17 protein-coding genes are annotated in these 22082 nt (G+C 70.7%); 14 read left to right on the top strand and 3 right to left on the bottom strand.

Annotated elements, in window-relative coordinates; translation table 11 throughout:
- The first annotated feature begins 184 nt into the window (after window positions 1-184).
- The 8 genes from OHV05_RS00085 to OHV05_RS00050 all read left to right on the top strand — a co-directional run bounded on the left by OHV05_RS00085 (window position 185) and on the right by OHV05_RS00050 (window position 8132).
- The gene (locus tag OHV05_RS00085; RefSeq protein ID WP_405015659.1) at window positions 185-877 is read left to right on the top strand and encodes an SDR family oxidoreductase; all 693 of its coding nucleotides are present in this window, start codon (window positions 185-187) and stop codon (window positions 875-877) included.
- A gap of 148 nt (window positions 878-1025) precedes the next feature.
- Window positions 1026-1832, top strand: coding sequence for a class I SAM-dependent DNA methyltransferase (locus OHV05_RS00080; protein WP_405015658.1), 807 nt, complete (start codon window positions 1026-1028; stop codon window positions 1830-1832).
- A 266-nt stretch (window positions 1833-2098) separates the two neighbouring features.
- Window positions 2099-2575 (top strand): GNAT family N-acetyltransferase, encoded by a 477-nt coding sequence (locus OHV05_RS00075; protein WP_405021362.1) that lies wholly within the window; start codon window positions 2099-2101, stop codon window positions 2573-2575.
- 326 nt (window positions 2576-2901) lie between these two features.
- The gene (locus OHV05_RS00070; RefSeq protein WP_405015657.1) at window positions 2902-3780 is read left to right on the top strand and encodes a GNAT family N-acetyltransferase; all 879 of its coding nucleotides are present in this window, start codon (window positions 2902-2904) and stop codon (window positions 3778-3780) included.
- A 202-nt stretch (window positions 3781-3982) separates the two neighbouring features.
- The gene (locus tag OHV05_RS00065; RefSeq protein ID WP_405015656.1) at window positions 3983-4144 is read left to right on the top strand and encodes a hypothetical protein; all 162 of its coding nucleotides are present in this window, start codon (window positions 3983-3985) and stop codon (window positions 4142-4144) included.
- Between the two features lie 362 nt (window positions 4145-4506).
- Window positions 4507-5031, top strand: coding sequence for a PadR family transcriptional regulator (locus tag OHV05_RS00060; RefSeq protein ID WP_405015655.1), 525 nt, complete (start codon window positions 4507-4509; stop codon window positions 5029-5031).
- Window positions 5028-5708: an ABC transporter ATP-binding protein gene (locus OHV05_RS00055; RefSeq protein ID WP_405015654.1), complete on the top strand. Its 681-nt coding sequence runs from the start codon at window positions 5028-5030 to the stop codon at window positions 5706-5708. The genes OHV05_RS00060 and OHV05_RS00055 overlap by 4 nt, the downstream gene beginning before the upstream one ends.
- Before the next feature lie 804 nt (window positions 5709-6512).
- Window positions 6513-8132: an FtsX-like permease family protein gene (locus OHV05_RS00050; protein WP_405015653.1), complete on the top strand. Its 1620-nt coding sequence runs from the start codon at window positions 6513-6515 to the stop codon at window positions 8130-8132.
- A 69-nt stretch (window positions 8133-8201) separates the two neighbouring features.
- On the opposite strand, the gene OHV05_RS00045 is transcribed toward OHV05_RS00050, so the two are convergent.
- Entirely contained in the window at window positions 8202-8690 is a 489-nt protein-coding gene (locus OHV05_RS00045; protein WP_405015652.1) for a hypothetical protein, read from the bottom strand.
- A 625-nt stretch (window positions 8691-9315) separates the two neighbouring features.
- Here OHV05_RS00045 and OHV05_RS00040 point away from each other — a divergent pair.
- The 5 genes from OHV05_RS00040 to OHV05_RS00020 all read left to right on the top strand — a co-directional run bounded on the left by OHV05_RS00040 (window position 9316) and on the right by OHV05_RS00020 (window position 18729).
- Window positions 9316-10806, top strand: a complete 1491-nt coding sequence (locus OHV05_RS00040) for a pyridoxal phosphate-dependent decarboxylase family protein (RefSeq protein WP_405015651.1) — start codon at window positions 9316-9318, stop codon at window positions 10804-10806.
- A gap of 257 nt (window positions 10807-11063) precedes the next feature.
- Window positions 11064-12605, top strand: a complete 1542-nt coding sequence (locus OHV05_RS00035) for an alkaline phosphatase D family protein (RefSeq protein ID WP_405015650.1) — start codon at window positions 11064-11066, stop codon at window positions 12603-12605.
- The gene (locus OHV05_RS00030; RefSeq protein ID WP_405015649.1) at window positions 12598-13860 is read left to right on the top strand and encodes a hypothetical protein; all 1263 of its coding nucleotides are present in this window, start codon (window positions 12598-12600) and stop codon (window positions 13858-13860) included. Before OHV05_RS00035 ends, OHV05_RS00030 begins: the two co-directional genes overlap by 8 nt.
- A gap of 375 nt (window positions 13861-14235) precedes the next feature.
- A complete protein-coding gene (locus OHV05_RS00025) occupies window positions 14236-15696 on the top strand; it encodes a hypothetical protein (protein WP_405015648.1) in 1461 nt (486 codons plus the stop codon).
- A 915-nt stretch (window positions 15697-16611) separates the two neighbouring features.
- On the top strand, window positions 16612-18729 hold the full coding sequence (locus OHV05_RS00020; RefSeq protein ID WP_405015647.1) for a hypothetical protein: 2118 nt from the start codon (window positions 16612-16614) through the stop codon (window positions 18727-18729).
- Between the two features lie 95 nt (window positions 18730-18824).
- On the opposite strand, the gene OHV05_RS00015 is transcribed toward OHV05_RS00020, so the two are convergent.
- Window positions 18825-19475 (bottom strand): hypothetical protein, encoded by a 651-nt coding sequence (locus OHV05_RS00015; RefSeq protein ID WP_405015646.1) that lies wholly within the window; start codon window positions 19473-19475, stop codon window positions 18825-18827.
- Between OHV05_RS00015 and OHV05_RS00010 the strand changes: the two genes are divergently transcribed.
- Window positions 19450-20244, top strand: coding sequence for a hypothetical protein (locus tag OHV05_RS00010; RefSeq protein ID WP_405015645.1), 795 nt, complete (start codon window positions 19450-19452; stop codon window positions 20242-20244). The genes OHV05_RS00015 and OHV05_RS00010 overlap by 26 nt on opposite strands.
- A 342-nt stretch (window positions 20245-20586) precedes the next feature.
- Here the strand turns inward: OHV05_RS00010 and OHV05_RS00005 are convergent, their stop codons facing one another.
- A complete protein-coding gene (locus OHV05_RS00005; RefSeq protein ID WP_405015644.1) occupies window positions 20587-21432 on the bottom strand; it encodes an SDR family oxidoreductase in 846 nt (281 codons plus the stop codon).
- Window positions 21433-22082: the final 650 nt, after the last annotated feature.

The raw sequence follows: 22082 nt of genomic DNA, 5'->3' as shown, positions 1-22082 counted from the left end.
CGCCACCCGACCGGGGTGGCGGCCTCCGGGCCCCGGCGGTACGCCTACTCGTCGAAGCGGCGCCGGTTTCGTAAGCGGGCCTGGGGCGGAGCCGGTACGGCGTGCCAACCCTGGCAGCAGCTCACCCCACGTATAGTGCAGGCGTTTTGGGGAACTGATGACCCGTCGCCGAGGAGGCTGTTGCATGGAGCCCGTCACGCTGATCACTGGTGGATCGACCGGGATCGGTGCCGCCACCGCCCGTACCCTCCTCGACCAGGGCCACCGGGTGGCGGTCACCGGACGTGACGCGGGCAAGCTGGCCGCCTTCGCCGCTTCGGCCGGAGCGGGTGAGCGGCTGCTGACGATCACCGGTGACGCCGCCGAGGCGGCGGACGTCGCCGCCGCCGTGCGCCGCGTGGTCGAGGTGTGGGGCCGACTGGACAACGTCATCGCCAACGCCGGTTTCTCGCTGCCCGGCAACCTGGAGGACCACGCCCCCGAGGACATGCGCGCCATGGTCCTCACCAACGTGCTGGGCCCGGCCCTGCTGGTACGCGAGACGCTGCCGCAGTTGAGGGCGTCCAAGGGCAGGATCGTGTTCATCGGTTCCGTCGCCGGAGTGCGCAACACGCCCGGCAACCTGTACTCGGTCACCAAGTGGGCTGTGCACGCGCTGGCCGAGAACACCCGGCTGCTGGTCGGCAAGGACCGGGTCGGCGTGACCGTCGTCGCCCCCGGAGTGGTGGACACCGCGTTCTGGGCCGAGCGCGGCGGCACCCCCGAGGAGGCGATGACCCCCGAACAGATCGCGGCCACGATCGCCTTCGTGCTCAACCAGCCTGCGGGCGTGGACATCAACCAGATCACCATGCGGCCGACCGGGCAGCTCGGCTGACGCGGGTACGGCGATCGAAGCGGAACTGAGAGACCCGGGCGGCCCCGCAGCTCGCGCGGAGCCGGGGCGGGCAGCACAGTCAGGCCCCTGCCGGGGTAGGTCGGAATTCGCTTGCGGCGCGCTGCCGGACCGGGCAAGCATGCGCGGAATGAACGTCACCGACGACAGAAGCGCCCCGGACCAGACCGCTCAGTACCGGGGGTTGGCGGTCATCCACTGGGCGGCGTACGACGAACCCGGTTGGGACCACCCGGTCTTCGAGCGGATCATCCGCACCTCGGGAACGCCGGCGCTGGAGATCGGGGTGGGAGCCGGTCGGCTGCAACGCCGCTATCTGGCCGCCGGACTGCCGGTGGAGGGGCTGGACGCGTCGGAGGAGATGCTGGCGGTCTGCCGCGAGCGGGCGGCGGAACAGGGACTCGCGCCGGTTCTGCACGCCCAGCACGTCCAGGAGTTGGACCTGCCGAACCGCTACCGGACCATCTACATCCCCTGCGGCAGCATCGCCTGCCTGCCGGACCGGCAGGCCCTGACCGAGGCGTTCCGGCGCTGCCGGGAGCATCTGGAGCCCGGTGGTGTACTGGCGTTCAACCTCGAACCGGTCGACCACGACTACAAGAGCACTGCTGCCATGGCCGAGGACTGGCAACCGCACGTTCGACTCGATCTGGAGGCCGGCCGAACGCTGCGCGTCGAGCGGCGGGTGCTCGCCGAGGACGCGGTGGAACAGAGCTGGACGGAGGAGCGCCGGTACACGCTGCTGCGTGGCGAGACCGTGCTGGCAGGCCCGCAAGTCCGCCCGGCGACACTGCACTGGTACCACGCGCACGAGGTCCTTGCCCTGCTCCGACTCGCAGGCTTCACGTCGGTCGAACTCACCGAGACGGACCTGTGCACGCCGTACCGCGGCGCGTACGACCGCGGGCCCGTCATCGTGACGGCCACGACCGCCTGAACGCAGCGCGGCGCCCCCACCACGAGATCAACTGCACTCACCGAAAACACATATGACGTGTCCTCATATAACGGGAGCCCCGTCTCCGCCCACCCCCGGGTCAGTGGCATGCTGACCGCATCCGGCACCGGGCTCCACGGTCTGGCCGCCGGCAGGGGCCCGGACCTGACCTGGGCCGAGTACGCGCACGACACCTGGAGGACCACCGCGTGACCATCGAGCTCCGCCACCACCGCGACCTGACCCCCGAGGCCCGGCAGGACCTGATGGAGGTGTACGCGGACGTGCGGGCACCGCTGCTGCACCTGGCGAACTACCGCGTCGAGGCGTTCGCCGAACGCCTCGACCGGCACGCCACCGAACCCGGCTTCGAACTCGTCCTCGGCTACGACGGCTTGGTGCCGGTCGGGTACGCCTACGGCAACACCGTCGACGCTCGCGACCGGTACTGGAACCGCATGGCCGAGCCCCTGCCCGACGGCTTCACGGACACCCCGGCGCTGGCCGTCAAGGAGATCGGCGTCCGCACCCCGTGGCGCGGCACCGGAACGGCCCGCCGCATCCACGACGACCTGCTCGCCGACCGGACCGAGGATCGCGTCACCCTGATGGTCAACCCGCTCGCCGGCGACGGCAGAGTTCGGCAGCTCTACGAGACCTGGGGCTACCAGGCGTTCAACGCCCAACCGCCCACGCCCGACTCGCCCCGGCTGACCGCGATGATCCGCTCGCGGGTGCTCTGACAGTCGGACAGCGTGCGTGCCGACAAGGTGTGCGGCTCGGGTGCGGGATCGATCCCCTCAAGCGCCACCGGGCGGTGGCCACGAGGTACGGCTGTGAGGCAACCGTACGGATCGTGGCGATCAAAGAGGGGCCATGACCCCACCGTCGTACCAGTCTTCAGTTAATCCTTTGCCGCGGAATCGATAGGTCAGCTACGTTCTCCCCGCCGTCCATATGTTCATCCGGACCGGCACCGTCGACGAGGAGGTGTGGAGCACATGCGCACGAGTGCCCAGCAGGTGAGCCCGCGTACTGCCCTTTGCCACCTGCTCACGACGGAGACACCTTGTCGTTTCGTATCACTCCACTGACCGACCCTGCCCGCGGCGCACAGAGCCGCCGCCTCGTGTGGCTGGCGTCCGACGCTGATTCCATCCCCGTCGGGACGGCCTTTCTGCGCCTGTTCGACGGCGGACAGGAGCACCTGGCCGAACTGACCCTCCACGTCCATCCCGTGGAGCGCAGCAAGGGCGTCGGCTCCCGGCTTCTCGACGCGGCCGTGGCCGCCGCCCGGGACAACGCCCGCCGCTGCGTCAGCGCGCAGGCCGAGGCCGGATCGCCCGGCAGTCACTTCCTGCCGGCCCACGGCTTCCGCAAGGTCCTCACCTTGAGGTACGCCCGTTTGCCGCTGGCCGACGTGGACGCCAGCGCCCTCACCGAGATTGTCGAGCGTCCGCATCCCGGCTACCGGCTGACGTCATGGCAGGGAACCGTCCCCGACGACCTCGCCCAGACGTTCGCCGACTCACGCCGGGCCATGGACGACATGCCCATGGAAGACACCGACTTCGGCATCGTGGCCTGGGACGTGGACCGGGTCCGGGCTGCGGCGAAGGCCGTCGAACAGCGCGGCGACCAGTTGCACACGGTCGTCGCCATCGACACTGCCGACGACTCGATCGCCGGGTTCACCGAACTCGTCGTCCCGGGCAGCGGCACGGGCGACGGCCAGCACTACGGCACCGGCGTGCTGCCCGAGCACCGCGGACACGGTCTCGGCCGATGGATGAAGGCCGAGTCGATCCGACAGGCCCACGGGCGCTATCCGGACCTCGGCGGCCTCCTGACCGACACCGCCGACAGCAACACGCACATGAGACACATCAGCGACAGCCTCGGCTACGTGCCCACGCACACGACAGTGCAGTACCAGCTCGACCTGTAGAGGCGAGCGGACGGGCCGGACCTGGGCATCACCTGGTCCGGCCCGTCGGCACGGTCACAACAGGGAGCCCCGCGCTCCCCGGTCGCCGTCCGGGGAAGGTGGCGGCGTCAGTGGCAGGACGTGGGTGGTCCAGGTCAGGAAGGTCCGTAGTCCCATGCGTTCGTAGAACCCTCCGGCGAGGACTACCCGGACGGCTGGCTGCGTGCTTGCGGACGAACGCATCGTCCCCGCCCTGCGTCTGACGCACCAGAGCCCGGCCCACCCCTGGACCCGGGCCCAACTCGTCCGCGCCGCCATGTCCCGGACCAGCTTCGCCCAGCGCATCCGGGAGGTGGCCGGCGTCCCGCCGCTGGCCTACCTGTAGGCGTGGCGCAGCACGCGTTGCGCCGGGAGGACACCCCTGTCTCGGCAACCTCGCCCTCGTCGAACGCCTGCGGGCGCTCGCGAACGAGGCCGACTGCACAGCGGCGCAGTCGGCACTCGCCTGGGTCCTGGCGCAGGGCCAGAAGATCCCGCACGGTCGAGTTCTCCGCCGAGCAGCTGAGGACGATCACCGACCCGGTGCCGGAAGCAGCGGGAGACCGCGCACCCGACCAGTCCCGCCCGGAGAAATGAACCGCGGCCCGCCCAGGCCGAGATCCCGGCCACACCCCGGCGGTGGCCGGCCGGGCCGGCGCCACGGAGAGCTATACACACGAGGTATACACGCGGTGTAGAGTGCGCCGCATGTCAATCAGTCACACCCTGCTCGGGCTCCTGGAGTCGGGGCCCCGCCACGGGTACGACCTCAAGCGCGCCTTCGACGACCGGTTCGGCCAGGACCGCCCCCTGCACTACGGTCAGGTCTACTCGACCATGGCGCGGCTGCTGAAGCACGGCCTGGTGGAGGTCGACGGCCTGGAGGCGGGCGGAGGCCCGGAGCGTAAGCGGTACGCCATCACCGACGCCGGGGTGACCGACGTCGAGAGCTGGCTCGCCCAGCCCGAGAAGCCCGAGCCGTACCTCCAGACCACCCTGTACACCAAGGTCGTACTGGCCCTGCTGACCGGCCGCAGTGCCGAGGGGCTGCTCGACACCCAGCGGGCCGAGCACCTGCGCCTGATGCGCGAGCTGACCCGCCGCAAGGCCGGCGGCGACCTCGCCGACCAGCTGATATGCGACCATGCCCTGTTCCACCTGGAGGCGGACCTGCGGTGGCTGGAGCTCACCGCCGCCCGGCTCGACCAGCTCGCCACGGAGATCCGCACATGACCGACCCCATACTGTCCGCGACCCGCCTGCGGAAGTCCTACGGCCCGACCCCCGCGCTGGACGGCGCCGACTTCGGCATCCGCTCCGGCGAGGTCGTCGCCGTGATGGGCCCCTCGGGCTCCGGCAAGTCCACCCTCCTGCACTGCCTGGCCGGCATCGTCACGCCCGACGCCGGCCAGGTGACGTACAACGGCCGGGCCATGTCGACACTCTCGGACGCCGGGCGCAGCCGGCTGCGCCGGGGTGAGTTCGGCTTCGTGTTCCAGTTCGGCCAGCTGGTGCCCGAGCTGACCTGCCTGGAGAACGTGGCACTGCCGCTGCGGCTGAACCGCGTCCGGCGCAAGGAGGCCGAGCGCCGGGCCGTCGACTGGATGGAACGCCTGGAGGTCGCCGACCTCGCCCGTAAACGTCCCGGCCAGGTCTCCGGCGGCCAGGGCCAGCGGGTCGCCGTCGCCCGGGCCCTGATCGGGAGCCCGCGCGTGCTCTTCGCCGACGAACCGACCGGCGCCCTGGACTCCCTCAACGGCGAACGCGTCATGCGACTGCTGACCGAGGCCGCCCGCGACACCGGCACGGCCGTCGTCCTGGTCACCCACGAAGCACGCGTCGCCGCGTACTCCGACCGCGAGATCGTCGTACGCGACGGAAAGTCGCGAGACATGGGGCACGCCGCGTGAAGAACAGCATTCTGCGACGCATCCGCACCCAGCACCGCCAACTCGACAACCGCCGTGCGGCGGCGCGCGGGGAGACCCCGGTCACCCCGGCCGACTGGGCACGGGACCTCGCCTTCGGCGTCCGGTTCGCGGTGGGCGGCGGACGCGAGGGCTGGACCCGTACGCTCCTGACCGCCGTCGGAGTCGGCCTCGGCGTGGCCCTGCTGCTCGTCGCCGCCGCCGTCCCGGCCATCCTCAACGCCCGCGGCGACCGCGGCGCGGCCCGCGACGTCTCCCCCTCCTCCTACAGCGTGGCCGTACAGCCCACCGCCGAGACGATCGTCACCGGCCGGACCGACACCACGTACCGGGGCCAGGAGGTCTACGGGCGGCTGGTGCAGCCGGACGGCGACCGTCCGCTGCTCCCGCCCGGCCTGGACGAACTGCCCGCCCCCGGCGAGATGTTCGTCTCCCCCGAACTCGGGAAGCTGCTCGCGTCGCCCGAAGGGGCCCTGCTCAAGGAGCGCCTCGGCCACAAGGTCAGCGGCACCATCGGGGAGGCGGGACTCCTCGGCCCACACGAGCTCGCCTACTACGCGGGGGCCGACAACCTCGTCCCCGACGGCATGAACCCGACCAGGACCGACGAGATCGGCAGCCCGAATCTCTCCGAGGCCCTCGGCCCGTTCCTGACACTGTTGGTCATCATCACCTTCGTGGTGCTGCTGGTGCCGGTGGCGATCCTCATCGCCACCGCCGTCCGCTTCGGCGGCGAACGCCGCGACCGACGGCTGGCCGCGCCGGCTGGTCGGCGCGGACGCGCACATGACGCGGCGGATCGCGGCCGGGGAGGCCCTGTTCGGCGCGCTGGTCGGGCTCGCCGTGGGGCTGGGCCTCTTCGCCGGTGGACGGCAGCTCGTCGACACGGTCGAGCTGTGGCGGATCAGCGTCTTCGCGTCCGACGTGTCCCCGAGTCCGCTGCTGGTGGCGCTGATCGTGGTCGGCGTGCCGGTCACGGCCGTCGCCGTCACCCTGTTCGCGCTGCGTACGGTCGCCATCGAACCGCTCGGCGTCGTACGGCACACCGGGACGGCCCGGCGGCGTCTGTGGTGGCGGCTGACGCTTCCGCTCGTCGGGGTGGCCCTGCTGTCCCCGATGATCGGGGGCCTCTCGCCGGACAGCCCGGTCAACGAGCCGAAGATCGCGGCGGGCGCCGTGCTGCTGCTCGTGGGGGTGACGGCGCTGCTGCCCTGGGCGATGGAGACCGTCGTCGGCCGGATCCGCGGTGGCCCGCTGCCGCTCCAGCTCGCCACCCGCCGCATCCAGTTGGACAGTGGCGCGTCGGCCCGGATGGTCAACGGCATCACGGTCGCGGTGGCCGGCGCGATCGCCGTGCAGATGCTGTTCTCGGGGCTGGAGAGCAGGTACACCCAGCACACCGGCTTCAGTCCGCTCCGCGGGGAGATGCGGATCAGCAGGGACTACACCGGTGCGGCCCAGCAGAAGGAGGACACGGCCGCGCTCGGCGCCACCCCGGGCGTGGCATCGACCCTGACCTACATACTCGGCCACGCGCACAGGACCGGCCCGCCCACTGACCCCGGCGCCTTCGTGATCGTTGGGGACTGCGCGGCCCTGGGCCAGGTCGTCGAGGCCTCCGACTGCCGCCCGGCAGCGTCTACCTGGCCGAAGGACCCGGCGAATCAGAACCCGCTGACCGGCGGCGTGTACCTCCCCGCACCCGGCGCGCAGGTCGACCTCTCGACGGAGGACAAGGAGTCGGGGCAGCCGGGCGCGCCCAAGCTGTGGACCGTTCCGGTCACCGCCCGCCTCGCCCCGTTGGTGCCGCACCCGGCAGGGTCCTTCGGCACCGGGATCTTCGCCACCCCCGAGGCGATCAATGTCGGTGACCTGGGCGAGGCCCGCACCGAACTGCTGGCGAAGCTGGACCCCGCCGACCGCGACGCGGCCGAGCGGGTCCGTAACACGGCGGCGCGGATGGACCCGTTGCTGTCGGTCCAGCACGGCACGGAGACCGTCACGGCCCCGAAGTTCACGAACATCAAGCGCGGCCTGTTCATCGGCACGACAGTCACACTGCTGCTGATCGGCGCGAGCATGCTCGTCACCATGCTGGAGCAGCTCCGCGAGCGGAAGAAGCTGCTGTCGGTGCTGGTCGCCTTCGGCACCCGGCGCTCGACGCTCGGGCTGTCGGTGCTGTGGCAGACCGCGCTGCCGGTGACGCTCGGCCTGGCGCTGGCTGTCGTCGGCGGCCTGGGCCTCGGCGTGATCCTGCTGAAAATGGCGGTGCTGCCCCTGGCCCTGGACTGGGCGGGCATCGCGTGGATGACCGGCATCGGCGGCGGTGTCGTCCTGCTGGTCACCCTGCTCAGCCTGCCGCCGCTGTGGCGCATGATGCGTCCCGACGGCCTGCGCACCGAGTAGCCCACGGCACAAGTACGGGTCCGTACAGCCGTCGCCGGAGCCCGGTGTCTTGCGCGGCGGCCGCAACGGTCAGGTCCGGGTCTCCAGTCGCCCCAGGATCGCTCGTAGGACTGCGCTTCGGTCACTGTCATGGGGAAGCTGCGGGAGGTAGGTGCGCAGCCGCCGCACGGTCTCGAGCCGCACGTTTCCCGGACCGGTGGCGTCGATCACGGCACTGATCGCCTGCAGGGCCCAGTACTGGTTGAAGTGCAGGGTTTCGGCGGTCGCCGCGTCGACAAGTGCAGGGAGGAACCCTTCCTCCGGGAGGGCGTACAGGCGGGAGTAGGCGGCCAGCCGGACGCCGCCTTCGGTGGAGGCGAGGGAGGCGGTGACGTCGAAGTCGGGCAACCTCGGTGTCAGTCTGGCCAGTTCGGCGAAGATCAGCTCCTGACGGTAGGTCCGTGCGGCGCCGGAAGGCTGTCCGCGCCGCAGGTCGGTGAACTCGCCGACCAGGCGGGCGACGTCCTGGTCGGCGTCGCCGCTCAGGGCGCTCTCGCGGTTGGCCACTGCTGGCGACACGGGCTTGGCGGCTCGCGTCGTCGACCGCAAGCCGGGCCTCGACCGTCCGCTGTTCAACGGCCTCGACGCGTTCCTGCAGTTGCCGGTACTGGAGTTTGGTGCCGCCGGGAAGTTCGATGCTGTCGAAGAGGTCGCCCAGCCACGGGATCACGGCCACCACTGCCAGGACCAGCGTGGCCGTGTCGATCTTCAGGTTCGGACGGGCCAGGTGCACGGCTGCGAGGCCTACGGCACCCAGGGAGATCAACGAGGCGACCCACAGTCTGCGCCGCCCGGCACGCACACGCTCGCGGCCCATGGAGCCTGGCTCTGTCATGGACCCACTATGCCAAGGAACCGGCCGCCCGCCGGGACCCGGCGCGGCCGCGTTCCGGTCCTCAGAGGACCGGGCGAGGCAGCCCGACGAGCCGTCCCGGGGACTGGTCCTGCACGACGAGGCGTGGCACCGGGCGAGGCCTGCTCGGTGCGAGAGGGCGTCGGTGGCGTCCCCGGACTCGTGCAGGTGGCGGACCGAGAAATTCGACCCGGCCGGTTCGCGTGTCGGTCGGCCACGGTCGCTCGTTACGATCATGGCCCCAACTGAGCTGACCAGCGGGCCTGTGACGACGAAAGGCCCACCCGCGCCATGACCCACCGCCTCAGTGAGCCCGACCCGGCCCGGTTCGGCGAAACCTTCCTGCCGGACCAGCAGCCACCCCGGGTGCACCCGAAGGTGCTGCAGGACGAATTCGTCGCAGCGGCCGAATGGGCCGCCCGGTACCTGAACGAGCTGCCGGCCAATCCGGTGGGCCGGCCGATGCCCGCGCGGCAACGGGCGCGGCTGCGGGAGGGGCGGCTCGGCCGAGAGCCCGGGGATCTGGGTCGGGTGCTGGACTTCGTGCGGGACCAGATCGCCCCCTATCCGACCGGCAACGGGCATCCCGCGTTCTTCGCCTGGATCAACTCACCGCCCGCACCGGCCGGAGTCGTCGCGGAACTGCTGGCGTCCGCCGTCAACGCGACCTGCGGCATGGGCGAGAACGCCCTGATGGACCTGGAGCGCGGCACCGTGCGGATGCTGGCCGGCCTGGCCGGGCTTCCGGACCGCACGGGCGGGGTCCTGACCAGCGGTGGCAGCATGGCCAACCTGCTGGCCCTGGCCACCGCCCGCACCTGGTACCTCACCCGCCGAGGCTCCGCGGACGGCCCCGCCTACGACCGCGACCACGCCCGACTCACCGTCTACTACAGCGCCCAGGCGCACATGTCCGTCGCCAAGGCCGCCTCCTGCATCGGTCTGCCCGCCCACCGGCTGCGCCCGGTCACCACGGATGCGCACGACCGCCTGGACCCCGCCGCACTGCACGCCGCAGTCGCCGCCGACCTGGACGCGGGCCTGCTGCCGTTCTGCACCGTCAGCACGCTGGGCACCACCGCGACCGGCGCCGTCGACCCGCTCGAACCGGTCACGCGGCTGTGCCGGAGCGTCGGCATGTGGCACCACGCCGACGGAGCCTGGGGAGGGCTGGGAGCCGCCGTTCCGGCGCTGGCCCCCCGCTACCAGGGCGTCGGCGACCTCGACTCGATGACCGTGGACCCACACAAGACCCTCAGCGTGCCGGTGGGCTGCGGGGCGCTGCTGGTCCCGGACCCCGAGCACCTGCACACCGCCTTCGCGCACCAGGCCTCCTACCTCGCCGCCGCCGAACCCGACGCGCTGCCGTGGCTCTCCCACTCCACCATCGAGCTGACCCGCCCCGGCACCCGGGCCCTCGCCCTCTGGGCCACCCTGCAGCACCTGGGCCGGGACGGCGTCACCGACCTGATCGAGCACTACCTGCGCCTCGCCGAAGAACTGCGCGACCGGATCACCGCCGAACCACGACTGGAGCTCCTGGCAGGCGGCCCGTGGCCGGTCGCGTGCTTCCGCGTCACCGACACCCGGAGCAGCGACCCCGACGCCCTCCAGACCCGCGTCGCCCGCCGCGTCCAGGAGAACGGACGCGCCTACCTCGCCACCGTCGCCGTCCGGGGCAGCACCGCGCTGCGCGCCTGCCTGTGCAACTACCGCACCACCACCGCCGACCTCGACCTGCTGCTCCGCGAAGTCCTCCACGCCGCCGACGCCGACCACTGACAACGCGCCGTGACACCAGGTCAGCGGGTGAGCGGGCCCAGTCCCGGTGCAGCCGGCGGACGGTGCCCTCGGTGGCGTACCCGAGGGCGTCCGTGAGCCGCGCCGGGACGACACCCTTCCCGGTCGCGGTTTCCGTGGGACGAGGGGAGTCTCCCGGTGGCCGTGGGGACACCCGCCAACTCGCTTCGCTGCCAGGTCACTTGACCGCCCCCCGCGCAGGGGCGGAAGTTCACTCGCGTCCGCGAGCATCGGCGGCTATGAGCAACCTCAGTCGCCGCATATTCATCCTAGGCGGGCTCACCACCGCGGGCGCCGCCACGCTCCAACTCGGGGCGATGGCCCAGCCGTCGGCCGCCGCCTCCACCCCCTTCCCCTTCACGCTCGGCGTCGCCTCCGGGGAACCGGACGACAGCAGCGTGGTGCTCTGGACCCGGCTGGCTCCCACGCCGACCAACGCGGACGGCCAGGGCGGCATGCCCAACGCCGACGTCGCCGTCGACTGGCAGGTGTCGACCAGCCAGAACTTCACCACCCTGGTCAGCTCGGGGACGGTCACCGCCCGCTACGCCCAGGCCCACTCGGTGCACGTGCTGGCCGGCGGACTCGCCCCGGACGCCGAGTACTACTACCGCTTCCGGGCCCAGGGATTCATCTCCCCGGTGGGCCGGACCCGTACCGCACCCGCGCCGGCCACGGTCGGGCGCGACTTCACGATGGCCTTCGCCTCGTGCGCCCATTACGAGAGCGGCTACTACACCGCCTACCGGCGGATGGCCGACGACCGCCCCGACCTGATCCTGCACCTGGGCGACTACATCTACGAGGGCGGCGCCGGCTCCGGCGGCGTGCGCCAGCACCTCGGCAGCGAGATCGTGTCGCTGGCCGACTACCGCCGCCGCTACGCGCTCTACCGCACCGACCCGGACCTGCAGGCCGCGCACGCGATCGCGCCGTGGCTGGTGGTGCCGGACGACCACGAGGTGGAGAACAACTACGCCGACATGGTCCGCGCCGACAGCAGCCCTTCGCTGACGGCGGCCCAGTGGACCGCGCGACGCACCGCTGCGTACCAGGCGTACTTCGAGAACATGCCGCTGCGAGCGGCCGCGACGCCCGCCGGCAACAGCATCCAGCTCTACCGCCGGGTCCGCTGGGGCACCCTCGCCACGTTCCACATGCTCGACACCCGCCAGTTCCGCGACGACCAGGCCTGCGGCGACGGGACGAAGGTCTGCGCCGACGCCGATCTGACGAACCGTTCGCTCACCGGCGCGGCCCAGGAGGCCTGGCTGCTCGACGGACTCGGCCGGCACCTGAGCACCTGGGACCTGATCGGCCAGCAGGTCTTCTTCGCCCGCAACGTGAACGCGTCCGGCGCGATGAACATGGACGCCTGGGACGGCTACCGGGCCAGCCGGGCGCGGATCCAGCAGGGCATCACCGACCGGTCCGTACGCAACCCGGTCGTCCTCACCGGTGACGTGCACGCGTCCTGGGGCAACGACCTCAAGGCCGACTACGCAAATCCGTCGTCGGCGACGATCGGCTCCGAGCTGGTCTGCACCTCGATCACCAGCGGCGGCAACGGAAGCACCGGCACGACGATCCCGAACGGATCGCTCAACCCGCACCTGCGCTTCTACTCCAACCAGCGCGGCTACGTCCGCACGCGCATCACGCCGTCCCAACTCACCGCCGACTTCCGGTCGGTGGCGACGGTGACCGAGCACGGCGCGGCGGCGACCACCGCCCGGACCTTTGTCATCCACGACGGACAGCCGGGGTTGGCCGATGCGTAAGCTCTCCGTACTCGGCGCAGCCGTCGCCGCCCTCACCGCGGCCCTCGTCATGGTCGCCCCGGCCTCGGCCGCGGGGCCCTCGTCCTGGGCGACCGCGAACAGCGACTCCACCGGTGACCAGGACTCCGCCTCGGTCGCGGCCAACCGCCTCGGCGACGTCGCGGTGGTCTGGGAGGACGACCGCGACTCGACCAACCCGGGCGACACCACGCACAGCGACGTGTGGGTGCGGACGTACCACAACGGTGTCTCGGCCTACGAGACGAAGCTCTCGGCCGGTGGGACCGCGGGCGCGGCCTGGCGGCACCTCCAGCCCGACGTGGGACTCGACGACCGGGGCAACGCCGTCGTCGTGTGGGCGGAGGACCCGGACGGCAACGGGCTCTACAACATCACCTACCGGGTGCTCTCGCCGGCCGGTGCGGTGCTCGGCTCCGGTCAGGCCAACGCGAGCGCCGACGGCCAGCAGATCCATCCGCGCGTCGCGGTCGATCCGGACGGCGCGCCGGGCAGCACCACCGCGGTCGCGTTCTCCGTGGTGTGGGAGGACATCCAGGGCACCGCGGCGGCGACGGTGAAGGCAGCCGGGTTCACCGGGACCACGACGAAGGCCTACGAGGTGACGGTCAACGCGGCCGGCGGCGCGCACCACAACCCAGACGTCGCGACCTCCGCCTCGGGCGACGCCGTCGTCGTCTGGGACGAGGACACCGACGGCAACGGCTACTACCAGATCGGCCTGGTGAAGCTGGCCAAGTCGAACGGGGCCGTCGCCCTCACCCGCCGCAGCGCCAACAGCCTCGGCGGCGGCCAGCAGCAACGCCCAGCCGTGGCCGCCGACTTCAACGGCGACTTCGCGGTGGCCTGGGAGTCCGACCACACCGGCACCCGTGGCGTCTGGGCCCGGTCGTTCACCGCGACCGGCACCGCCGGGTCGGCCGAGGTCGAGATCTCCGGCGCCACCGGAGCAGGCAACCCCACCGTCGGCATCGACGACCAGCGCGACGCCGTGGTCGGCTGGAGCGTCGCGGGCACCGATCCGGCAGTCTGGGCCCGGGGCCTCAACCCCGACGGCACCTTCGCCGGCCTACTGCCGGCCCAGTCCGTCAGCCAGGTCACGGCCGGTCGGCAGGAGCAGGTCGCGGTGGCTTCCTCCCCGTTCGGCACTCTCGCGATGTCGTACACCGATGACAGCGACGGCAACACCTTCGACCAGGTCCTGCTGAGTCTGGGGGCGACCAACTCGGACTGGTGAAGCCCCCTTTCGACCCGGGTCGTCTGCCGGGCCGGACCAGGTGACGTCCAGGTCCGGCCCGTCCGTCCGCCGGTCCAGGTCGAGTTGGTACTGGTGTGTCGTGTGCGTCGGCGTGTAGCCGAGGCTGTCGTCGATCTGTCGCATGTACAGGTTGCTGTCGGCGGTGTCGGTCAGGAGGCCGCCGAGGGCCCGGCCCGGCCGGTCGGCCAAGCCCCGGACCGCGCGGAGTCCCCGTGCACCCATCCGTCGTTCCGCCCCCGTGCCCGGTCCGCGCGCCCTACAGTCGTGAGCGGCGGCAAGTGGCGGACGACTCCGAGGGGAACCGTGCACATCTACTGTGATCGTTGTGGCTTCGAACGTGACTACAGCGGTGCGATGGACCAGAACGGCGTGCTCTGTGCCGTCTGCGGGATCGGTCACATGCGCAACGGCCGTCCGCCGCGCGGCTTCACGGTCGGCGCCGACTTCCGGGCGGTGCCGCGCAACCTGCTGGTGCCGGCGTACCAGCCGACCCGGGTCGGCTCGATGGGGACGCCGAGCGGGTTCAACTACTTCGCGAACGTCGTGGGAGGTGCGTATCAGCAGTTCGTCCAGCAACACACCTCCTATGTCGGTAAGTTCACCAACATCCTGGTGCCGTCCTCGGAGCAGTTCGCCTGGCTGACCCCGTACACCGGGAACAAGCACAACCGGACGCATTTCACCCAGCTGGCGCTCGCCCGGGTCGCCCAGGCCAAGTTCGCCGACAACCGGGGCAGACTACCGCGGCTGATCGAGCCGTTCCTGGGCTCGGGGCAGATCTTCCTGAACTCGGCCTGCTGGGGGACCGCCTTCACCGACGGCGTGCCGCTGTTCGGCTCGGTGGTCGCGGGCGACCTGAACCACTACGTCATCGGTTCGTACTGGACCATGCGCCGGATGGGCGATCGATTCGTCACCGAGTACCTGAAGCTGGCGAAGGTCTGGGACACCCAACTGCTCGGCAACTTCGCCCAGTTGCTGGCCGACCTGCAGACCGGGCGGCAGGCGCTGCTCAATGCCGGGAACGACCCGGCCACGGCGATGCTGACCTGCCTGAAGTACATCTGGCTGGTCAACCGCTGTGTGCACGGCACCAAGTTGAACAGTACCGGCGCCGTGGTCGCGACCTGCAAGGACCGCACGGCCGACGAGCTCACCGCGCTGCGCACCCAGGAGCAGACCCGACTGGCGGCGGTCCGGGACAAGGTGCAGGAGGTCGCGATCGACTTCGAGTGCCGTGACTTCCGCCGCACCTGTGAGTTGGCCGACCGGACGGACATCGTCTTCATGGACTGCCCGTTCCCGGTGTTCAACAACGGTCTGGTGGCGGGCAACCACCTGGCCCCCGAGACGGTCGGTTCGGCGACCGCGAACACCTACGGCACAGGCGACGACGGCGCGGAGTTCCAGAAGGTCATCGTCGACGTGGCGCGGGAGCTGGTCGAGGAGGGCGTCACCGTGCTGCTCTGCAACTTCGCCAACCCCGGGCTGGTGCACGCCTACCAGCGGCTGGTCGGCAACAACGTGACGGCCGGGAACCTCAAGTACCACACCTTCACCTACCGTTCGCCCGCCACCACCAGCGAGGCGTACCAGCTGACCGTCCTGCCCGGCGCCGGGAACCCGACGGTGACGGCCAGCCCGCAGCGGATCCTCGCCGACTGGCGTCGCCACGGTGGTGACGACGTGGCGGCCGGCGAGTTCTTCGCCTCGCGGGAGACGGAACTCAGCGACAGCGAACGGGAGTACCACGCCCCGCACGACGCGGCGGAGGAGCGCCGCCAGAACGAGGACAGCGACTTCGACGACTTCTGAGACGTGAGACGCCCGCGCGCCCGCACCTGGTGCACCCTGCTCCTCGCGCCGGCGATCGGTCTGGCACCGCGCCTCATCACCGAGGGCCTCACGCGGGCTCGGCGCAGCCACCGCAACCGTCCCTGACCCCCGCTCCCCAGGCCGGCTGGAGGACGATCGGGATCTTGCTGCCACCCCAGGCGCCGATCTCGCAGCGTCGCCGGAACGTCGTCGGCCGGCGACAGGGTCGGGTCTGCACACCGACACCTTGGACCCGTCGGGCTGACCGACTCCTCGGAGCCGGGCTGGGTGGCTCGGCCCGGTCTGGCCGGCGGGCGCTGTGCAGGCCCCTACGTGGCACCGGTCATTGATGGCCGGTGCCATGTCCTGTTCGCTGAACAGAGGAAATGCCACGTTCAGTACCGCCGGCCGACTCGTCGACACGCCCTCCCGTCATCGCCGAAAGGCGCACGCTCGACCTTGAACCGAGAAACTTATCCGTTCTTCGACCCGGAGCTCATCGCCTTGACAGCTGCGGAGGATCCGTCACCAGCACCGACAGCGTGACCCCTCAGCCCCTTATCGTCCGCTTCGGGAAAGCAGGTTGGCGTCACTCGCCCTCGGGCGGGAGCAGCCCCCGGGCGGGGCGTCGTAGGTGCTGGGGCCAAGATCGGCTGAGCCGTTTCGGGTGATCGCCGTCGCTCCACCGAAGTCGGCGTTCACTCACCGGGGCGCACCGCTGACGTACCGGAAGATCCCGCCCCAGTTGTCTCGAAATTGACCAACAAGTCAGCAGGAGAACTCACTTGGCGATGCATCAGCCTGCCGCGTCCTCGGCTCCTGCGGCTCGGCGGAAGTTCCACTCGCGAGCCGTACACATCCGTATCGGCCCCACCACAGTCCGCCCGACGAGACTGCTCGGTGGTCAGGAGAACCATGAGTGAGAACCTCCATGGTCAGAGCGTGCTTCTGGACGGACTGGTCCCGCACTGGGTTGGCCTGGAGCGGAACGGGCAGGGCCTGATCCGGTCCAAGGGCCGCGACAGCGGGCCCGTTGTGCAGGTGATCGGCGGAAGGGGCGCGGGGAAGAGCGCCCTGCTGAACGCGCTGTACGAGGCCTATCACAACCGGCTGCCGCTCGCCCATGCCGATCTGGCCGCACCAGGCTTCGGCCACGACTCACTGGCCGGTCTCTCGGAGAACGAAACCCCGAACTCCTCGCCTGTCACCAGTCTGCTCTATCTCCTCTCCGACCAACTCGGCCTGAAGGTGGACAGGTTCGGCCACGGCCTGCAGTTCCGTCGGCTTTCGGTCGGCTTGCTGGTGGTCAGCGCCTGGCAACCTGTCGGGATCACCGAGGAAGCCCCGGGCCGTCCCGAAGGCCTCCGGGCGGCCGAGCGGCGGCTGTTCGAGATCCTCCGGGCCGACAGCATTGACCAGCAACGGCGCAAGGAGGTCGTGGAACAGTGGCTGGACGCGCTGCTGCCTGCCGTCAGCGGCGCCGTCGGTGTACCCATCGGTCTGGACCCGATGTTCCAGGCCGTCGCCAGGACGGCCCGCGAGCTGCTGCTCGCGGCCCGCCCGGACTCCGGAGCGCTGCGGTGGTGGCGCGACCAGCTGCCGATGTTCACCGGCGATGGCCTCCAGCGGCTGCTCCCCTTCGTCCGCGGCTTCCGCGGAATGGCCGACTGGCGGCAGAAGGCCGAGGCTCTGCTCGTCGCCGCCTTCCTCGCGGACATCGACGAGAACTACGGCTGGCGCAGGCGCCACAACGACGCCCCCTACCCACTGGTCCTGCTGGACAACCTGCACACCCCGCAGGGCGCGCGGCTTCTGACGGTGCTGCTGCTCGCGTACCAGCAGCTGCCCCGGACCACCCGTCACGTCACCAGGCCGGTGATCGTGGCGAGTTCGCTGGGTGACATCGGAGCCGACTCCGTCACCGCGCTGCCCGACGCCACGGCCGCTACCGTCCGCCCGCCCGGCGGCCACGCGGGCGGACCGCAGGTACTGAGACTGGGCCTGCCGCCCGTTCGGCACGAGGAGATCCTGGGGATGCTGAGCCCGCTGGACTGCCCGCGCCACCTGCCGTTGCTCGTCGAGCGGCTCAGCGGCGGCCGCCCGTCCACGGCCCGCCTACTGGCGGATGCCGCAGCCCAGCTGGCACCGGCGGCCGGGGGCGGCCTGCAGATGGCGGACTTCGTCGCGCTCCTCGACGGGACGGCAAGCGGTGACCTCACCGCCCGGCTGCTGCGGCAGTTGCTGCCAGTTCCGCACATGCGGGAGCGACTGACCCTCCTGTCGGCGGCCCTGGACAGCACGGCGGCCCGCCGCCTCTGGAGCTTGAGGCGTCCCGACGACGACGCGTTCAGGTGTGTACGCGAAGCAGCCGAGCATCTGGACACGACCCGGTGGGATCTCCGGCCCTGGCCGACCGCAGGCCATCCGACCCCCTTCGTGGCCGACCGGGCGTTGCGAGCGCTCCTGCTGCTCCGGCTTCGCGCCGCTCTCGCCCCGGAGGACTGGAGTCAGGCCCAACGACGCCTGCGGTCCAGCTACGAGCCACCCGACCCCGCCCTGCCACCGAGCCGTCAGCAGGCCGACTACCTGCACCACAGCCTCGCCCTCGGTGAGGCGAACCTGGTCGTCCGGTTCCTGCACCAGCGGTTCGGCCAGGACGGACTACACGAGTGGCTGGCGACGGTGAACCACGTCTGCGCCGCCCCGCTCGCACCCGAGGCTTCCGTCCCGCAGGTGCCGACCACCGTGGTGCAACCCTTGGAGCTCGCCCGCTGTCCCAGCTGCACCGACCCCACCGCCGAGCACGTCCACCTGGCGATCAACCGGCTGGTCCGCGCGCTCTGGCGGCAGTCCGATCCGCTGACCGTCCCTCAGGACGAGTGCGTCGAGCGCGTCGAGTCGGCACTGAGCACGCTGTACGAGCACGTCGTTGAGAACTCCACCCTCCAACGGGCCCATCGGGAGTGGCCCAAGCGCCTGCGAGAGGGTGTTCAAGCCCCTGATCTGCCGATTTCGGAAGGGCCCGGCTCATGAGCATCCTCAACCCGCGCACCTGGGGCACCCTGACCAGATGGGTGGCCGGCGCAACGGCCGTACTGCTGCTGGTGGCAGGGGGTTGGACGGGCTACTCACTCCTCCAGCCCACTCTGGCCTGCGCACCCGGTGTGCAGAAGCGCGGCCCCCACCAGGAGTGCACCGGGGTCAGTGACGGCGGGTTCAGCTTCGCACCGGCCCTCGACCAGGTCTCCAGCCGGATCAAGACCGAGAACGACCGGATCGCGGGCCAGCCGCACGTCACCGTCGCGTTCATGGTGTCGATGATCGCCGCCAGCGACGTCGACCAGCAGCAGATCCTCCGGGAGGTCCAGGGTGCCTACCTCGCCCAGTACCAGGCGAACCGGACCAACGACAAGTCCCCGGCGGTCCGGTTGGTCCTCGCCAACCCTGGCTCGGGCGGTGCCCAGTGGCGGCCGGTCGCCGACCAACTGGGCGGAATGGTGCACTCGGCAACCGACAACCTGCGGGCGGTCACCGGCTTCGACTCCAGCGTGAACACCACCAAGGAAGCCATCACCTACCTCACCAACACCCTGCACATCCCGGTGATCGGTGGGCTGATCACCGCCGACGACATCGCCAACACCAAAGAGCACACCACCTTCCCCGGCTTCGCCCGGGTCGTGCCGACCAATACGCAGGTGGCCGATGCGCTGGCCGCGTACATCGGCAAGCAGGCGGCTGAGATTTTTCGTCGTGGAGGACCTCCGCGAGGACGACAACTACATCAAGACCCTGAGAGCGGCCTTCGACAAGTACTCGTCCCTGCCACCGGAGCAGTACCGCTCACCGGACGACATTCACGCGACAGGCAACCTGTCCAACGATTTCCAGCAGATCGTGTCCGGCCTCTGCGTCTCGAACGTCAAGACGATCTACTTCGCCGGGCGCTACACCCAGCTCCGGCAGTTCCTCAACGAGCTCGGCAGCAGGGGCTGTGGGGGCACGACGTTCACCGTGGTCACCGGCGACGCCGCCGACACCCTGGCGTCGGATCCCGGATTCAACTGGGACATCCTGAAGAAGAACACCGAGAACGGCCGCATCATCCTCCAGTACGTCGCTGTGGCCAACTCGGCCATGTGGGACACCTACGAAGCCGGCGCGGACGGTGGCTCGAAGGCCGAACTCACCGCCCTGACCGAGTACCTCAAAGGCCCCCTCAAAGACTTCGGTCCGGTCGACTTTCGAGGATCACGGACGATGATCGCCCACGACTCGGTCCGGACGGCGGTTGCCGCGATCCACCTGGCCGCGCAGAGCGCCCCGGTGCCCAGCCTGCAGGACACGAGCAACAGCCTGCTCCGGCTGCACAACACCGACCGCGTCCGGGGCACCAGCGGCTGGATCTGCCGGGACAACCTGGGCAACCCCGACCACAAGGCCCTGGCGGTGGTCGAACTCGATCCTGAGGCCAAGGCGATCAAATTCGACGTCCTGACCTGGGCCGGAGGCTCGCCGCCCGCCAAGGACTGCCCGACCGAGAAGTGACTGCGGCGTCGTACCATCCGCTCGGTCCCGGGAGACGGCCGCCACACGGCACTAACAGGCGGGCGGGTTGGGTGGGCGGCCATCGTCCTGCAGCGGCTTGCCGAGGGTTCTTGCGGAGCCGGACGAGGAGGCGCGGCGCGCTCAACCTGGTTGGCTGACCTCTTGCAGTCGAGATCGGCGGTTGCCGCAGCGATCTCCGGTGGGCTGGGGCGGTAGGTGGCGAAGTCCGCGTTGTCGGCCGGAGCCCACCGGGTGTCCAGGAGAGTCCGCTCGACCGCCGCGACGTCCGAGCCGGCGTCGACCACCGTCACGCGGCCCCCGCTGCGCTGCCCGCCGTTCCGCTCACAAGCCGAAGACCGAGGCGTGGTCGGCCGCCCAGGTCCGAAACGGCCGCGGTCGCAGACCTGTTGCCTGCTCGAAGGTCGGGTCGACCGTCGCCTTGAGGTCCCGGGCCTGGCGGCCGGCACTCTGCAGCAGTGCCTCCACGACCGGGGCCGGGTAGCGCCGTGACCACTGGGAGGCGGCCTGATCGAGTGTCAGTTCCTCGATCTGGAGCGGGCGTCGGAGGACGGCGGAGAGTCGGGCCGTCTGCTCGGCCGGGGTAACGGCCTCCGGCCCGGTCAGGGGGTAGATCCGGCCGGCGTGGCCGGGCTCGGTCAAGGTCAGCGCCGCGATCTCGGCGATGTCGCGCGGATCCACGCACGCGTTGCCCGAGTAGGGGTTCAGGGACCGGACGACGCCCTCGGCGCGGATGGAGGTCGCCCAGGCGAGGGTGTTGGACATGAAGGCGCGTGGGCGAAGGAAGGTCCAGTCCAGGCCGGACCGGCGGATCAGCTCCTCGTTGGCCCGCTGCCAACGGGTGATCAGGTCCTCCGCGTCCTCCTCGCTGACGGCGTAGGCGGACAGCTTCACCACATGGCGCACGCCGGCGGCGATCGCCGCCGCGATGAACCGGAGGTCGTCGGGCTGGGTGGGGTCGTTGGTCACCAGGAACGCCGTCCGGACGCCTTCGAGAGCCCGGAGCAGCGCGTCATGGTCCGCGTACGCGGCCGTGGCGACCTCGATGTCGCGACCCGACAGGGTCAGTCGGGTGGGGTCCCTGGCGAGCACCCGCACCGGTCGGGTCGACGCCAGCAGCCGAGCCACCTCACGGCCCACCGTCCCGGTGACACCGGTCAGAAGAATCACAGCGGACATTCCCGTCGTCGATGCGAATGCGGCGCCACGCCAACGAGATCGGGCATGCCGATGGAGCAACCGCGGTCCTGGGAGAAGACAGCACAGTAACGCCTGATCTCAGGAGAATGATTGACGGTGCGTCATTCATTGCGCTCGGGGGAAGGACGTTCTGCCCGTCCGGGCAGAACGATCTGCCTCTGCGGGCATCTCCCGGTCGGGGCGTGCACAAGGGCAGGCCGTTCTGTCCGGACGGGCAGGCCGAACTGCCCCTTGCCGCCGCGGACATCTCCTGGCTGGGACGTATGCAGAGGTCGGGACACGTATTCACCCGTGGCAGCTGCGAGTTGAATCCGAGTGGGCATCAGAAACCGGCACCGGCGAGCTCTTTGAATCCGGCCATCCGGTGGTATGGTCACGCCGAAGCAGACAAGATCACCCGCAGATCACCATGGGCACGGGAGTTGCGCCACCCGCAAGTTGGGGCCACAACTTCCGACACGCGGGGAAGACCTGATCGAGCGCGCCCGGTCCGCCCCGACCCCGGCGGCTGAACCACGCGACTGTCTGCCGCCCTGGTTTCCGATGCCATGCCCCGTGCGGGGGTCGCGGTCCGTCCCAGGCACCTCGGCTGCGGCCCGCCCTTCCGGCTCCCCGGCCTG

This window comes from Kitasatospora sp. NBC_00070 (assembly GCF_045041205.1).
Lineage (GTDB): Bacteria > Actinomycetota > Actinomycetes > Streptomycetales > Streptomycetaceae > Kitasatospora.
Note: the sequence above shows the minus strand (reverse complement) of the source record. Positions and strands in the feature narration are given on the sequence as shown.